General features: G+C 65.7%; 8 protein-coding genes. 4 read left to right on the forward strand and 4 right to left on the reverse strand.

Annotated features, from left to right (window positions below; genetic code table 11):
- Together AC3WOS_RS27470 and AC3WOS_RS27475 are read left to right on the forward strand one after the other, a co-directional pair.
- Positions 1–293 (forward strand): hypothetical protein (locus AC3WOS_RS27470; RefSeq protein ID WP_492720349.1); only part of this gene is annotated, 293 nt, incomplete at its 5' end.
- A 241-nt stretch (positions 294–534) separates the two neighbouring features.
- Positions 535–3,315 (forward strand): TonB-dependent receptor, encoded by a 2,781-nt coding sequence (locus AC3WOS_RS27475; protein WP_492720351.1) that lies wholly within the window; start codon positions 535–537, stop codon positions 3,313–3,315.
- 286 nt (positions 3,316–3,601) lie between these two features.
- Here AC3WOS_RS27475 and aroG read toward each other — a convergent pair whose 3' ends face one another.
- The 4 genes from aroG to AC3WOS_RS27495 form a co-directional block, all read right to left on the reverse strand.
- Positions 3,602–4,675, reverse strand: a complete 1,074-nt coding sequence (aroG, locus tag AC3WOS_RS27480) for a 3-deoxy-7-phosphoheptulonate synthase AroG (protein WP_492720353.1) — start codon at positions 4,673–4,675, stop codon at positions 3,602–3,604.
- Positions 4,676–4,923: 248 nt separating this feature from the next.
- Positions 4,924–6,384, reverse strand: coding sequence for a metalloprotease TldD (gene tldD / locus AC3WOS_RS27485; protein WP_492720355.1), 1,461 nt, complete (start codon positions 6,382–6,384; stop codon positions 4,924–4,926).
- Between the two features lie 56 nt (positions 6,385–6,440).
- Positions 6,441–7,238, reverse strand: coding sequence for a carbon-nitrogen hydrolase family protein (locus AC3WOS_RS27490; RefSeq protein ID WP_492720357.1), 798 nt, complete (start codon positions 7,236–7,238; stop codon positions 6,441–6,443).
- Between the two features lie 25 nt (positions 7,239–7,263).
- The gene (locus AC3WOS_RS27495; RefSeq protein WP_492720359.1) at positions 7,264–11,391 is read right to left on the reverse strand and encodes a YhdP family protein; all 4,128 of its coding nucleotides are present in this window, start codon (positions 11,389–11,391) and stop codon (positions 7,264–7,266) included.
- Positions 11,392–11,631: 240 nt separating this feature from the next.
- Between AC3WOS_RS27495 and glnE the strand changes: the two genes are divergently transcribed.
- Together glnE and AC3WOS_RS27505 are read left to right on the forward strand one after the other, a co-directional pair.
- Positions 11,632–14,388, forward strand: coding sequence for a bifunctional [glutamate--ammonia ligase]-adenylyl-L-tyrosine phosphorylase/[glutamate--ammonia-ligase] adenylyltransferase (gene glnE / locus AC3WOS_RS27500; RefSeq protein ID WP_492720361.1), 2,757 nt, complete (start codon positions 11,632–11,634; stop codon positions 14,386–14,388).
- A gap of 104 nt (positions 14,389–14,492) precedes the next feature.
- Entirely contained in the window at positions 14,493–14,951 is a 459-nt protein-coding gene (locus tag AC3WOS_RS27505; RefSeq protein ID WP_492720363.1) for a cache domain-containing protein, read from the forward strand.
- The last annotated feature ends 45 nt before the right edge of the window (positions 14,952–14,996 follow it).

Below are 14,996 nucleotides of genomic sequence, written 5' to 3' on the forward strand. Positions count from 1 at the left end.
CCCGCCCCCGCCCGGATGCCCACTTCGATGCCTATCTGGTAATCATCCCATCCGCCCCGCACCACATCGGCCGTGGTCGCCCCACGCTTTCCGCCCGGACTGTCACACTGCCTCCCCGCCTCCGGTGGCATGGCCGCGCCTGCCACCGCGTGGTTCAAAAACAACATTATTTATCAAAAAATAAAAATTATCGGCACCCGGGGCAAGCGTTTGCAATTTGCCCAAGTTACGAAAACTCAAAAACATTTCGACTGAAAATCAATGTAAATCTGAACTTTCTATTAAAAATTTAAAAAAAACAAAATTTTTGGGAAATTATGCAAATGGCTGCTGCGCCCCGCGCCGGTGGGTGCGTCCGAATCGGCCGGACATCGCAATGTTTTCCGTATTGACACGGAAGTAATCAAATGTTTCCATGTCGTAATGAAATAACAAGTATGCCTATCCATAAACTGTTACTTCATGTCAATGCTAGCAATCGGCACCACCACAGGGACCGAATGTTTGTTCGTAAGTTTTTCATTAGGAGAGTTAATGATGGTGGAAACAGTTTTATCTCGCTCGGTGCGCCTGATTTGCGCCAGCGGCCTGGTACTGGGTATGCAGGCTGCGTATGCACAACAAGTTGAATCCGCTCCACAGCGCGTGGAAATCACCGGCAGCTCGCTGAAGCGCGTCGATTCCGAAACGGCCCTGCCGGTTCAAATGATGACCAAGGCTGAGATCGCCCGCACCGGCGCGACCAGCACGGCCGAACTGCTCAATTCCATCTCCGCTCTCTCATCGTCCGGTTCGACCAGCAACGCCACTGGCGCCGGCAGCTCGACCTACGGCCTGTCGACGATCTCGCTGCGTGGCCTGGGCGAGGAACGCACCCTGGTGCTGGTCAACGGTCGTCGCCTTGCGGCATTCGCCGGCGGCGGCGGCGCCGCCGTCAACGTCAACGTCATTCCGCTGGCCGCCATTGAGCGCGTGGAAGTGCTCAAGGACGGCGCCTCCGGCGTGTACGGCTCGGATGCGGTGGCCGGCGTGGTCAACTTCATCATGTCGAAGAGCTTCAAGGGCGTGGAAGTGGCCGGCGGCTACGGCACCCCAACCACCAGCGGTGGCGGTCAGAACAACAAGCTGTCCATCACCGGCGGCTTCGGCGATTACGACACCGACCGCTACGCGGTGGTGCTGTCGGCATCGACCGAAAATGAAAAAGCGCTGTTCGCCAAGGACCGCAGCTACGCCAGGACCGGTAACAATTCGCCTTACTACACGGCTGGCGCGACCGGCCAGGGCAACATCGAAGGCGCCATCATTCCCGGCGCCTACCCGAACGATCGCGTGCCCGGCTTCGGCACCTCGCCAGGCACCGGCTACGGCAATCCGCTGGCCGCCAGCGACACCTGCGATTCGATCTTGATGTACAAGAGCGCCACCAATACCACCAAGGGTGCGCCCTATTGCGCCTTCGACAGCAACGCCTTCGTCGGCCTGACCCCCAAGCGTAAGCTGAACAACTTCACGGCCAATCTGAGCTTCAAGATCAATGAGCAGATGGAGCTGTTCTCGGATGTGCTGTACTCGAAGAGCGAAGTGACCCAGTCGTTCCAAGGCAGCCCGGTGCGCCGCAGCTTCCTGGTGACCGACGGCGAGTTCGTCAAACAAGGCGTGGAACCAGCATTGTTGCTGTATCCAAGCAACCCGGCCTATCAGACGATCGCCGCGCCCTACCTGAACAGCCATGGCTACAGCAGCCTGGTGGGCAAGCCGCTGGCGATCACCAGCCGCGTGTTCGACTTCGGTGGCCGCGTCAGCTACGACGAGGCGACCCAGTCGCGCGTCGTGGTCGGCCTCAAGGGCACGCTGATGAATCAGGACTACGAAGTGGCCCTGACCACCAACGAGAGCAAGATCCATGGCTCCGTGCCTGGCGGTTACTTCTCGCAAGTGGCCTACGCCAAGATCATCAACGACCCCACCAATAACTGGAACCCTTGGGCACCGGGCTCGGTACAGACCGGCGCGCTGGCTGACAAGCTGAAAGCCGCCCAGTATACCGGCGACACGCTGGTGGGCAAATCGAAGAGCGACATGTTCGACTTCAAGGTGGCTGGCGATCTGCCACAAGTGGCCGGCATCACGGCGCAATACGCCGTGGGCGTGCAGTCGCGTCACGAAAGCTTCGTCAATTCGCCAAGCGCCGCCCAGGAAACGGGTGATATCGCCGGTCTGGGCGGCGGTACACCACCTGTCGACCGTACCCGCACCATCAATTCGACCTTCGGTGAAACCAACGTTCCCGTGCTCAAGGGTCTGGATCTGGGTCTGGCCGTGCGTAACGACCATTACAACGACGTTGGCGGCTCGACCAACTACAAGGCCAACGTCCGTTGGCAGCCAGTCAAGTCCGTGCTGCTGCGCGCATCGGCCGGCTCGGGCTTCCGCGCGCCGACCCTGGTCGACCTGTGGAAACCACAGACCACCGGCAGCTCGGATCAGTTCAACGATCCAGCGACCAACCAGACCAATCTGCAGGTGAACGCCATCAGCGGCGGCAATCCGGACCTGAAGCCGGAGAAATCCAAGCAGAAATCGGTGGGTATGGTGTTGTCTCCTGTCAACAACCTGACCGTCGGCCTGGACTGGTTCTCGATCAAGGTCAGCGATATCCTGGCGACCCCGTCGGCACAGGAAGTGGTATCGCGCTTCCGCGCTGGCGACTCGGCCTACGCCAAGCTGGTGACCCTGAGCGGCAACGACATCGACCTGATCAAGACCATTCTCGCTAACACCGGCGACGCCAAGATCAAAGGTGTGGACGTGTTCGCCCTGTACCGCCTGAACACCGGCATGGGCAAGCTCGACTTCTCGTTGAACGGTACTTACATGGACCAGTACGACCAGACCAGTCCTGGCGGTACCATCTCGCATAAGGTCGGCACCATCGTTGACGAAACCGGCGCACCAGTGCTGGGCGCCGACAACGGCGGCGTAGTGATGCGCTGGAAGCACGCGCTGAGCGGCACCTGGAGCAAGGACCAGTGGTCCGTCACGCTGACCCAGAACTATTCGTCGCGCTACGAAACCGGCCACCGCGCGGTGGACGACGAGCGTAACTTCATTCCTGCCGGCTCGACCTATGACTTGAACGTGACGTACAAGCCATGGAAAGAACTGACCCTGAGCGCAGGCGCACGTAACCTGTTCGACAAGCAGCCTAGCGTCTTCGTCCCAGTCAGCAATCAGTTCCAGGCTGGCTATGACATCAACCAGTACGACCCACGTGGCCGCTTCGTGTACGTGAACGCAAGCTACCACTTCTAAGTCGTGCCCGGCTGGCGGAATCCGATTCCGCCAGTCCGATGCAGCGCACTCACAGGGCCCGGTCGCCAACGCGACCGGGCCTTTTTTCTTATGCACGCGACGCCGGCATATCGATCGTGCAACCGCTGGATGCCCATCGGACAATCCAGCCAACGGCGGACGCCGCGTTCCGGGCATCGTGTTAAAAAAAAGGAACCCGCCGGCTGACGCCGACAGGTTCCTTTATTTGCCGCCGGGGCGGCCGGACCTACGCTAGCCGGTATCCGTCTCCGACCCAGGTCGCGCCTTAATCGGCCACCAGCTCCTCCGCCTTCAAACGGCGCTGGCGCACGGCATCGGCCAGGCTGTGCAGCACCTGCACGCTGCTGTCCCAGTCGATGCAGCCGTCCGTGACGGACTGGCCGTACACCAGCTCCTTGCCCGGCACCAGGTCCTGGCGGCCGGCCACCAGGTTCGATTCCACCATCACGCCGACGATGCGGCTGTCGCCGCCGGCCACCTGGCTGGCGATGTCGGCGCACACGGGCACCTGGTTTTCCGGCTTCTTGGAACTGTTGGCGTGGGAAGCATCGATCATCAGGCGCGCCGCCAGGCCTTGGGCCGCGATCGCCTTGCAGGCCTCGTCCACGCTGGCCGCGTCATAGTTGGGCGCCTTGCCGCCGCGCAGGATGATGTGGCAATCCTCGTTGCCGTTGGTCGACACGATGGCCGAGTGGCCGCCCTTGGTCACGGACAGGAAGTGGTGCGGCTGGGAGGCGGCCTTGATCGCTTCCACGGCGATCTTGACGTTGCCGTCGGTACCGTTCTTGAAGCCGACCGGGCACGACAGTCCCGACGCCAGCTCGCGGTGCACCTGCGACTCCGTGGTACGGGCGCCGATCGCGCCCCAGCTGATCAGGTCGGCGATGTACTGGGGGCTGATCACGTCCAGGTATTCGGTGCCGGCCGGCAGGCCCAGCTCGTTGATGTCGCGCAGCAGCTCGCGCGCCATGCGCAGGCCGTCGTTGATGCGGAAGCTGTTGTCCATGTAGGGATCGTTGATCAAGCCCTTCCAGCCCACCGTGGTGCGCGGCTTCTCGAAGTACACGCGCATGACGATCTCGAGCTCGCCGGCCAGCTCCTGGCGCAGCTTGACGAGGCGCTGGGCGTATTCCATGGCCGCCTTGGGGTCGTGGATCGAGCAGGGGCCGATCACCACCATCAGGCGGTCGTCCTGGCCGTGCAGGATGCGGTGCAGCGCCACCCGGGCCGAGGCGGCCGTCTGCTCGGCCTGTTCCGTGCACGCGAATTCGCGGATCAAGTGCGACGGCGGGGTCAGTTCCTTCATTTCACGAATGCGCAGATCGTCGGTACGGGGCATGCTGGTTCTCCTGGTTCGGTAATCGAAAGGGTAAAAAAAAACCGCCATCGCTGGCGGTTTTTTAGGATTTGCTGGGATCTCGTTATTTGCTGCTACGTGAACCGGCCGCTACTCCACCGCCTTTGGGTTGGAATTGCTAAAGTAAAAATAGCCGGTAAAGAAGAAGCAGGTCATAACGCGGTCCGAAAAGTGTTGAACGACTATAACAACAATAGCCCGAACTTGGCAAGTACTTCGTGGAAATAAGCTTATGCCGTACCACCCACGGTCACACCGTCCACGCGCAGCGTCGGCTGGCCCACGCCCACCGGCACGCTCTGGCCTTCCTTGCCGCACACGCCCACGCCCGGGTCCAGGCGCATGTCGTTGCCTATCATGGACACGCGGTTGAGCACGTCCGGACCGTTGCCGATCAGGGTGGCGCCCTTGACGGGATAGGTGATCTTGCCGTCTTCGATCATGTACGCTTCGCTGGCCGAGAACACGAACTTGCCGTTGGTGATGTCGACCTGGCCGCCGCCGAAATTGACGGCGTACAGGCCGTTCTTGACGGAAGCGAGGATCTCGCCCGGGTCCTTGTCGCCACCCAGCATGTAGGTGTTGGTCATGCGCGGCATGGGCAGGTGGGCGAACGATTCGCGCCGGGCGTTGCCCGTGACGGGCATCTTCATCAGGCGCGCGTTCATGGTGTCCTGGATGTAGCCTTTCAGGATGCCGTCCTCGATCAGCGTGGTGCACTGGGTCGGGTTGCCCTCGTCGTCCATGTTGAGCGAGCCGCGGCGGTCGGCCAGCGTGCCGTCGTCCACCACCGTCACGCCCTTGGCCGCCACCCGCTCGCCGATGCGGCCGGAGAAGGTGGACGAGCCCTTGCGGTTGAAATCGCCTTCCAGGCCGTGGCCGATCGCCTCGTGCAGCAGGATGCCGGGCCAGCCCGGTCCCAATACCACCGTCATGGGGCCGGCCGGGGCCGGCCGCGCGTCGAGGTTGACGATGGCCGAGTTGACGGCGTCGGCCGCGTACTGTTCCAGCAGCGCGTCGCTGAAGTAGCCGTAGTCGTAGCGCCCGCCGCCGCCGGACGAACCCATCTCGCGCCGGCCGTTCTGCTCGACGATGACGGTCAGCGACACCCGTACCAGGGGCCGGATGTCGGCCGCCAGCACGCCGTCGCTGCGCACCACCAGCACCACGTCGTATTCGCCGGCCAGGCCCGCCATCACCTGCACCACGCGCGGGTCCCGGGCGCGGGCCATCTTTTCCACCCGCTCCAGCAGCTTGACCTTGGCCGTCGCGTCCAGCGATGCCAGCGGATCGTGCGGCAAGTACAGCGAGCGCACGCCCTGCTGCGTCATCTGGCCGGCCACCTTGACCTTGCCGGCGCCGGCGCGGGCGATGGTGCGGGTAGCGGCGGCCGCTTCCAGCAGCGCGTGTTCGGAAATGTCGTCCGAGTAGGCGAAGGCCGTCTTGTCGCCGGACACGGCGCGCACGCCCACACCCTGGTCGATCGAGAAGCTGCCCGTCTTGACGATGCCCTCTTCCAGGCTCCAGCCTTCGCTTTTGGTGAACTGGAAGTACAGGTCGGCATAATCGACCTTGTGGGTAAACATGGAGCCCAGCGCCTTGAGCAGCTTGGCTTCGTCCAGTCCGAACGGCGTCAGCAGGATGTCGCGCGCCACGGCCAGGGTGGAAAGATTCGGTTCAAATGGGGTCATGATGGAGCCTATGGTGGTGCCTGAAAGGAGTAGCTGTCATTGTATCGGAAGGCAGGCTACATGGTGCGGTGTTTCAACGCAGGCAAGCTTTCGCGCACGCTGTCCATGAAACCGGGGTCCACTTCGCCGTGGATCACGCCTTCGCCCTCGGGCAGCACGGCCTTGATCTCGCCCCAGGGGTCGATCAGCATGCTGTGGCCCCAGGTGCGGCGGCCATTGACGTGCAAGCCCCCCTGGGCCGCGGCCAGCACATAGCACTGGTTTTCGATGGCGCGCGCGCGCAGCAGCACTTCCCAGTGGGCCCGGCCCGTGGTGTAGGTGAACGCGGCCGGCACCACGATCAGGGCCACCGGGCCCATGGCGCGGTACAGCTCGGGGAAGCGCAGGTCGTAGCAGACGGACAGCCCGACCTTGCCGAACGGCCCCGCCACCGTGCCCACGGTGCGGCCCGGCACGATGGTCTGCGCCTCGTCGTACGATTCCGTGCCCTTGGTAAAGCCGAACAGGTGAATCTTGTCGTAACGCCCCACGTGTTCGCCCTGCGGGTTGTAGACCAGGGTGGTGTTGATCACCTTGCCCGGCTGGTCCGACGCCAGCGGCAAGGTGCCGCCGATCAGCCAGATGCCGTACTGGCGCGCCATGGCGGCCATGAAGTCCTGGATAGGGCCGCTGCCGGGCCGCTCGGCGTGGTCCACCTTGTCGCTGTCGCTCAGGCCCATGATGGCCCAGTATTCGGGCAGCAGCACCAGCTCGGCGCCCGTGTCGGCGGCCTGGGCGATCAGGCGGCGCGCGGTGGCGATATTGTGCGCCACGTCGGGCGAGGAAATCATCTGTACGGCGGCGACGGTATGCATGGAAAGCACCTTGCAAAGGTTAGTGTTATTGGACGGGCGGGGCCGCGTGCTCCGCTTGCGCGCTGGCCAGCTTGGTCACGACGGGCGCCTTCCACGGCCCCGTCACTTGCATCTGGTAAGTGAGCGCCTTCATCACGGGCGCGCTCAGGAACAGCTGGGCCAGGAAACTGCCCAGCCCGATCACGGGATTGACGGCCAGCGCATACACCAGCGGCGCCGTGCCCAGGTTCACCTGCGGTATCACCACCACATGCAGGTTGGTCGATTCGTTGGCGATATCGGCCGTGCCATCCATCAGTACAGTAGCGGCCACGCCGTGCATTTTCAAGTTGTCCGTCTTGACGATGCCGTGGTTGATGGTGGCGTTGGCCGTGATGCCGTCGAACGCCAGCCCTTCCGAGAACATGTCGTGGAAGTCGAGCTTCAGCAGGCGCGGCAGGGCCTGCAGGCTCAGCACGCCCAGCAGCTTGGCCGCGCCCGGGTCCTGCTTGAGGAACTGGCCTTGTTCCACATTCATCGTGATCTGGCCCGACAGGCTGGGGATGTCGAACGCGTACGGCAAGCCCTTCCAGGCGATATCGCCGGCCAGCGTGCCCTTGCCGCCGCGCAGCGTGCCGGCGAAGCCGAAGCGGTCCAGCAGCTTGCCCGCGTCCGCGATGTCCAGCCCGAAATTGAGGCTGGTGCTCTGCGCGCCGTCGCGGCTGACCCACTTGCCCGTGCCTTTCAGCTCGCCATCGGGATTGGCCAGCGACAGCTTGCTGACGCGCCATTCGCGCCCCGTGCTGAGCAAGGCATTGTTGGCCTGCAGTTCCAGCCGCCCCAGCGGCTTGTTGAACAGTTCGAAACGCTCGGCCACGATGTCGAGCGCGGGGATGGTGGCCGTCGCGTTCTTGCCTTCGAGCAGGTCCTGCACGTCGCCGGCGGCCGACTCGGGAATGATCAGGGTCGACAGCCGGGCCGTGACCTTGCCCAGGCCGCCGGGCGCCTCGCCCCACGTCAGGTAGCCGTTGGCCTGGCTGGAATCGATGCTGGCCTGCCACGCGTTCTTCTGGTGGGACAGGCCCAGCAGCACATTCTCCAGCTTGCGGTCGGCCACCGTCAGTTCGCCGGCCCGCACCACGATGGCGTCCGGCTGGACGAACTGGGCCACGTCCAGGCCCTCGTCGGCCGCCGCGCCGCGCACCGGCTCGGCCCGGGCCGCCATGGCGTTGGCCAGGTCCAGCCAGGCGTCCACGTTCAGGGCCCGCATATTGAGGTTGAAGGCCACGCCGCTGTCGGGCTCCGGCGGCGGCGCGTTCACGCCCACCCCGCCGCGCACCAGCCGCCACGGCCCCTTGCCCGTCTTCTGCCGCAGCCAGCGGCCGGCCACGCCATTGCCGATGCCGATGCGGATGTCGTCGCGCCAGGCGCCCCCTTCCGGATTGAGGTTGCTGCTCATCACAAAGCGCAGCGGCAGCGCTTCCGGCGCCGGCTTCCGTAGCGGCGCCGGCAGATCCAACCCGGCCCCGGCCAGGGTGGAATCGACGGCGATCTGCAGCTGGTGGTCGCGCACCGTGACCAGGCCGGCGAAGCGGGTGGCGCCCGAGAAATGGCTGGCCAGGCGCTGCATGGCCGGCGCCGGATAATTCTTGCGAAAGCCGTCGGCCGTCACGGCCCCGGCCAGCTTGACGACGATGGCGTTGTCGCGCTGGCTGCCGCCGGCGATGGTGACGGGGCCGCCCAGGAAACTGCCGCCCAGCCCGTTCAGGTTCACGCCCCGCTCGTTGAATTCGATCTTGCCCTGTGAGCCCAGCACGGGCGGCAAGTCGTTGAACAGCACGATGTCGTTGTTTTGCAACTGCAGGCTGCCCAGGACCTTGGCGTCGATCAGGTGATTGAGCGGCAGGTGCAGCTTGAGGGCCAGTCTGGCGTTGCCGCTGGCCTGGGTTTCGTCCGTGAAGTGGCTGATCCATTCCTGCACGGGACTGAGCGTCACATACTTGAGGAATTCCTGCATGGGGGCGGCCGCATTGCCGTCGATGTCGAGCATCATGTCGTGCGCGGTCAGGTCGGGAATGACGGCCTTCACGCCGGACAGGGCGGCGCCAGCCGTGCGGGCCGTGTCGCCCCGGATTTCCATCCGCTGCCCCTCGAACACGAAGCTGCCCTTGATCTTTTCGGCCTGCGGCCACAGGGGCAGCTTGCCGTCGTCATGCAGGTATTCGCCGGGCGCGTAGTTCAGGCGCGCGTTCTCGAGCCGGCCGGCGACGCGGAACTCGCCGCGGGCCCGCTCGGCCGCCGTGTCGGTGCGGAACGGGAACTGGGCCAGGTCGCCGCGCAGGCGCAGCGTCACGTCCTGGGCCACGCCGTCTTCCAACGCGCCCGTCAGCCAGGCCCGCAGCTCGTGCGGCGTCTGCAGCGGCAGGTAGCGGTCTATCGTGTTCAGGGCGAAGCCGTTCAGCTTGCCCGTGAAGTCGGCCTGGCCCGGGCCCTTGCCGGCCAGCGCGATCAGGTGGCTGCCCGAGAGCGAGCCCGTCAGGCCCTGCTGGGCGAAGTCCAGGCTGTCGACCTGGAAGCGCAGCCGGTCGTCCTTCTCGAACGACCAGCGCGCCTGCATGGCCAGCCGGTCGAACGGCATGGACGGTTCGGCGAAATAGCCGGGCATCTGCAGCACCAGCTGGCGGGCGTCCAGGCTGAAACTGCCGCCGCGCTCGCTCGCATCGATGGTGCCGCTCAGGTTGTCGAAGCCGGGGATGGCCGGCATGCCGGCGATGGCGGGACCGCGGGCCGTCCTGGGCACGGGCGCCTGGGCCGGCAAGGGATTGAGCCCCAGTGCGGCCAGCCGGCCCCGCACGCGGTAGGACTGCAGGGCCGGATAGGCGCCCTGCCACTCGGCCGTCACGTCCAGCAGCCGGCCGCGGGGGGCGAAGTCGGCCAGCATCTTGCGCTGGCGCTCCGTCAGCGGCAGGCGTCCGGCCAGGCTGGCCAGGGTCTGCAAGTCCAGCAACGGGGCCCGCAGTTCCGTCTTTTCCGGCTGCTTGCCGCTGGCGGCCAGGTGGTGTTCGAACAGCGAGGTGGGCGCCAGCGCCAGGCCGTCGCGCGTGGTCAGCGAGAAGTTGCTCAGCTCGACCGTGTGGCCGCGGGCGCCGAAGGTGGGCTTGCCGCCCTTGTCGCCGGCCGGATATTCCTCGCGCGCCGCCACCCGGCCCTGCACTTGCAGCAAGTCCAGCGGCGGCAGGTCCTTGCCCAGCACGGCCGCCACGTTGGCCAGGCGCACGTCGGCCATGAAGCCGGCCAGCTTGGCGTGGTCGAGATCGACCCAGGCCCGCAACGAACCCTGGCCCGCCTGCACGGTGAACGGATAGGTGAGATAGGCATTCCAGGCCGCCAGGTCGGCGTCGCGCAGCTGCGCGTACAGCTGGCCGGTCCACATGGCCACGTTCGATACCCGGGCCGCGAAGGCGGGATGGGTGAAGTCGGCCCGCACGTCCAATGGCGCGCCGAGGGCGGCCGGCGGCGTCGCCTTCAGGGCGAACTGGTGGCGCCGCCACTGGTTGCGCAGCACCAGCGTCAGCTGCTCCAGCGCCAGCGGCGGGGCGACCCGCAACTGGTCGGTCCACACAATGCGCCCTTCGCGCACGACGATCTCGCGCTGGCCCAGCAGCCAGTCGGCCGCGCGGCCGTCGCCGCCCCGGTTCAGGTCGATATGTACGCCGGCCACCACCAGGGTGCCGTCGGGCAGGCGCCGCGCGTCCAGGTCGGGCCGTATCAGTTCCAGCGATTCGAAGCGCACGTCGGCCGCCAGCACGCTCCACCACGACAGCGTGGCCGACACGCTGGGCAGGGCCAGCACTTGCCGGCCCTGGCTGTCGCGCAGCACCACGTCGCCCAGGAACAGGTTGGGGTGCAGCCCGTTCCAGGACGCGTACAGGCGGGCGATGGAAACGGGGTTGCCCATGGCGCGGCTGGCCAGCCGTTCGATGTCGGGCTTGTAGTGATCGATATTGGGCAGGATGGCGTACCGCAGCGCCAGGAACAGGATGCCGAACACGAAGTACAGCAAGGCCACCGACTTGACGGCAAACCCGAGCACATGGTGACTGGCCAGGTTGCAGACCCGATAGGCGGCACGCAACCGCTGCCAGCGCACGGCCAATGGCGCGTTGCCTGTCACGGTCTCCCCTTCGGTTTTTTTGTTGAGTAAGCTAATAAATCAGGCCCGGCGTAAAATACATCGCTACAATCGTCCAGCGCACTTGCATCCAGGCATGGCGACGGGCAGGCTCCGGTGCAAGCCCTTTCGCCTGCGCAGCAATTTTACCGCATACGCCGACCCGACCTCGTCACGATTACATCCCGTTACCGCCGCTCCGCCCGCCACCACCATCCCCCTATGAGCCCAACTTCCAGCCCAATGTCCAGTCCGAGCAACCTCACGTCCGCCTCCCGTTTCTACCAGCGCTGGCTGGCCGCCAGCCCCGAACGCCAGGCCCAGTCCGATGAATTGGCGCAATTATCGCTTGCCCGGCTCGATTTTGCTGAATATTTGACAAAAGAAACGCAAACCGGACTGCCGCTGGTGCGCGCCATGCGCCGCCTGCGCAACCTGCTGGTGTGCGGCCTGATCCGGCGCGACCTGGAAGGCCAGGCCGACCTCGATGAAGTGGTGACCGCCATGACGCGCTTCGCCGACTTCGCCATCCAGGCCCACCTGGCCGAGCTGGACGGGGAAATGCGGGCCGCCCACGGCGTGCCCACGGGCCACGACAGCGGCGAGGTGCAGCACTTGATGGTGCTGGCCATGGGCAAGCAGGGCGGCGGCGAACTGAACGTGTCGTCCGACATCGACCTGATCTTCGTCTACCCGGAGGACGGCGACACGCTGGCCAGCGAACCGGGCCAGCGCAGCCTGTCCAACCACGAATACTTCATCCGCCTGGGCAAGAAACTGATCGCCGCCCTGTCCGAGATCACGGAGGATGGCTACACCTTCCGGGTCGACATGGCGCTGCGCCCGAACGGCGCCTCCGGCCCGCTGGCGGCCAGCCTGGGCATGGTGGAGCAATACCTGATCGTCCAGGGGCGCGAATGGGAGCGCTACGCCTGGGTCAAGGCGCGCGCCGTCACGGGCCGCGACGAGGATATCGCCGCGCTGGACGCCATCGTGCGCCCGTTCTGCTTCCGGCGCTACCTGGACTTCGGCGTGATCGAAGCGATCCGCACCATGCACGCCCAGATCCGCGCCGAGGTCAACCGCCAGGAACGGCTGCACCCGGACCGCAGCAACAACGTCAAGCTGGGCCGCGGCGGCATCCGCGAAATCGAATTCCTGGCCCAGGTGTTCCAGCTGATACGGGGCGGGCGCGACGCCGCCCTGCGCGACCGCTCGACCCGCGCCACGCTGCGCACGGTGGCCGAAAAAGGGTTGCTGGCCCCCGCCATCGTGGCCGACCTGCTGGCCTCCTACACCTTCCTGCGCAACCTCGAGCACCGGCTGCAATACCTGGACGACGCCCAGACCCACACCCTGCCGGCCAGCGAGGCGGACCGGCTGGTGGTGGCGCGCATGATGGGCCTGCCCGACACGGCCACCCTGCTGGCCCGGCTGGAAGAACACCGGGTGTTCGTGGCGGCCCAGTTCGACGCCATGTTCGCCGACAAGTCGGCCGGCGGCGAGACCGACATCGATCCCCAGTCCAGCAACGAGTGCGCCGACCCGGACAACCGGGAAGCGATCGAAGCGCGCTTCTCCGCGCTCGGCTTCGAGGATGCGCCGGGCGCCGCCAAGCGCCTGATCGCCACCTGGCAGGCGCCGCGGCTGCAGTCGCTGCCCGAGGCCAGCCGCAACCGCCTGGTGGCCCTGGTCAACACGGCCCTGCCCCTGATCGCGCGCTGCGCCGAGGCGGCCCGGGCCGGCAACCGCCACGACACCCTGGGCCGCCTGCTCGACTTCCTGGAAGCGATCGCGCGCCGCTCGGCCTATCTGTCGCTGCTGACGGAATACCCGCACACGCTGGAGCGGGTGATCCGCATGGTGCATGCCAGCGGCTGGGCCGCCACCTTCCTCAGCCAGCACCCCATCCTGCTCGACGAGCTGCTCGACGACCGCATCCGCAACGCCGTGTTCGACCCGGTGGCGCTGGCGGCCGACCTGGCCTGCCAGCTGGCCGGCGCCCCCGGCGACACGGAGCGCCAGATGGACATCCTGCGCGAAGTGCACCACGCCCAGCTGTTCCACCTGCTGGCCCAGGACCTGGCCGGCGACCTGACGGTGGAAAAGCTGGCCGACCACCTGTCGGCCCTGGCCGACACCATCGTCGCCGCCACCGTCCAGGCCGTTTGGCAGACGGTGGCCACCCGCCACCGCGAGGTGCCCCGTTTCGCCGTCATCGCGTACGGCAAGCTGGGCGGCAAGGAACTCGGTTATGTGTCGGACCTGGACGTGATCTTCCTGTTCGACGACGACGACCAGGACGCGCCGGCCCAGTACGCCAAGCTGGCGCAGCGCTTCATCACGTGGATGACCTCGCACACCTCGGCCGGCATCCTGTTCGACATCGACATCGCGCTGCGCCCGGACGGCGCCAGCGGCATGCTGGTGTCGAGCGTGGCCGCGTTCGAGCGCTACCAGGCCAGTTCGGCCTGGGTGTGGGAACACCAGGCCCTGACCCGGGCCCGCTACTGCGCCGGCGACGCCGCCATCGGCGCCCGCTTCGAGCAGATCCGCGAACAAGTGCTGCGCACCCGGCGCCCGCCGGACGGCCCGCTCAAGGGCGAAGTGCTGGCCATGCGCCAGAAGATGGCCGGCGCCAAGGCCAACCGCTCCGAGCTGTTCGACCTCAAGCAGGACCCGGGCGGCATGATCGACATCGAATTCATCGTCCAGTTCCTGGTGCTGCAGTACGCGGCCGACTACCCTGCCCTGACGGGCAACATCGGCAACATCGCCCTGCTCAAGCTGTGCGGCGAACTGGGCCTGATCGACGCCACCCTGGCCGGCCACGTGGGCGATGCCTACCGCACCCTGCGCAAGCTGCAGCACCAGCTGCGATTGCAGGGCCAGGACCTGGCCCGGGTCGATCCGGCCCTGGTGGCCGACCACGCGGCCCAGGTGCGCAGCTTGTGGCTGGCCATCTTCGGCAGCCAGGCTGAGCACAATGTTGCCGCATAACAACACCCTGGCGCCATTTGTTGCATTTAAGGTTAACATGCAGGTGCACAACAATCGGCGGACGGGGCATCGCATCCCGTCCCCACCACATGGAGACCGTATTGATGAAAGCACTCTTTAGCGCCATGACCGTCGCAGCGGCCATGCTGGCGCCCTGGACCCCGGCCGCGGCCGACCAGGGCACGCCCGACCAGGCCGTGGCCATGGTCAAGCGGGCCGTCGCCATGATCCGGAGCGAAGGCCGGGACAAGGCCTTCGCCGCCGTCGCCGACATGGCCAACCCCGCCTTTCATGAGCGCGACCTGTACATCTTTGTGTACGACTTGAACGGCGTGGCCCTGGCCCACGGCAACAATCCCAAGATGGTGGGCAAGCCCCTGATCGGCCTGCGCGACAACGAAGGCAAGCCCATGATCAAGGAAATGGTGGAACTGGCCAAGGCCAAGGGCAAGGGCTGGGTCGACTACAAATGGCCCAACCCCGTGACCCATGCCGTGGAAGCCAAATCGGGCTATGTGGAACGGCTCGATGACATCATGGTCGGTTCCGGCGTCTACAAATAATCCCGCATCAACCCGCTTTGCCTCGCCGGCCTCGTGACCCAGGCC

Source organism: Rugamonas sp. FW305-51 (assembly GCF_058786935.1).

Excerpts from the sequence above, each read along its gene's own strand:
- AC3WOS_RS27475 (WP_492720351.1), top strand. The coding sequence starts at position 535 with ATGATGGTGGAAACAGTTTTATCTCGCTCGGTGCGCCTGATTTGCGCC.
- aroG (WP_492720353.1), bottom strand. The coding sequence starts at position 4,675 with ATGCCCCGTACCGACGATCTGCGCATTCGTGAAATGAAGGAACTGACC.
- tldD (WP_492720355.1), bottom strand. The coding sequence starts at position 6,384 with ATGACCCCATTTGAACCGAATCTTTCCACCCTGGCCGTGGCGCGCGAC.
- AC3WOS_RS27490 (WP_492720357.1), bottom strand. The coding sequence starts at position 7,238 with ATGCATACCGTCGCCGCCGTACAGATGATTTCCTCGCCCGACGTGGCG.
- glnE (WP_492720361.1), top strand. The coding sequence starts at position 11,632 with ATGTCCAGTCCGAGCAACCTCACGTCCGCCTCCCGTTTCTACCAGCGC.
- AC3WOS_RS27505 (WP_492720363.1), top strand. The coding sequence starts at position 14,493 with ATGAAAGCACTCTTTAGCGCCATGACCGTCGCAGCGGCCATGCTGGCG.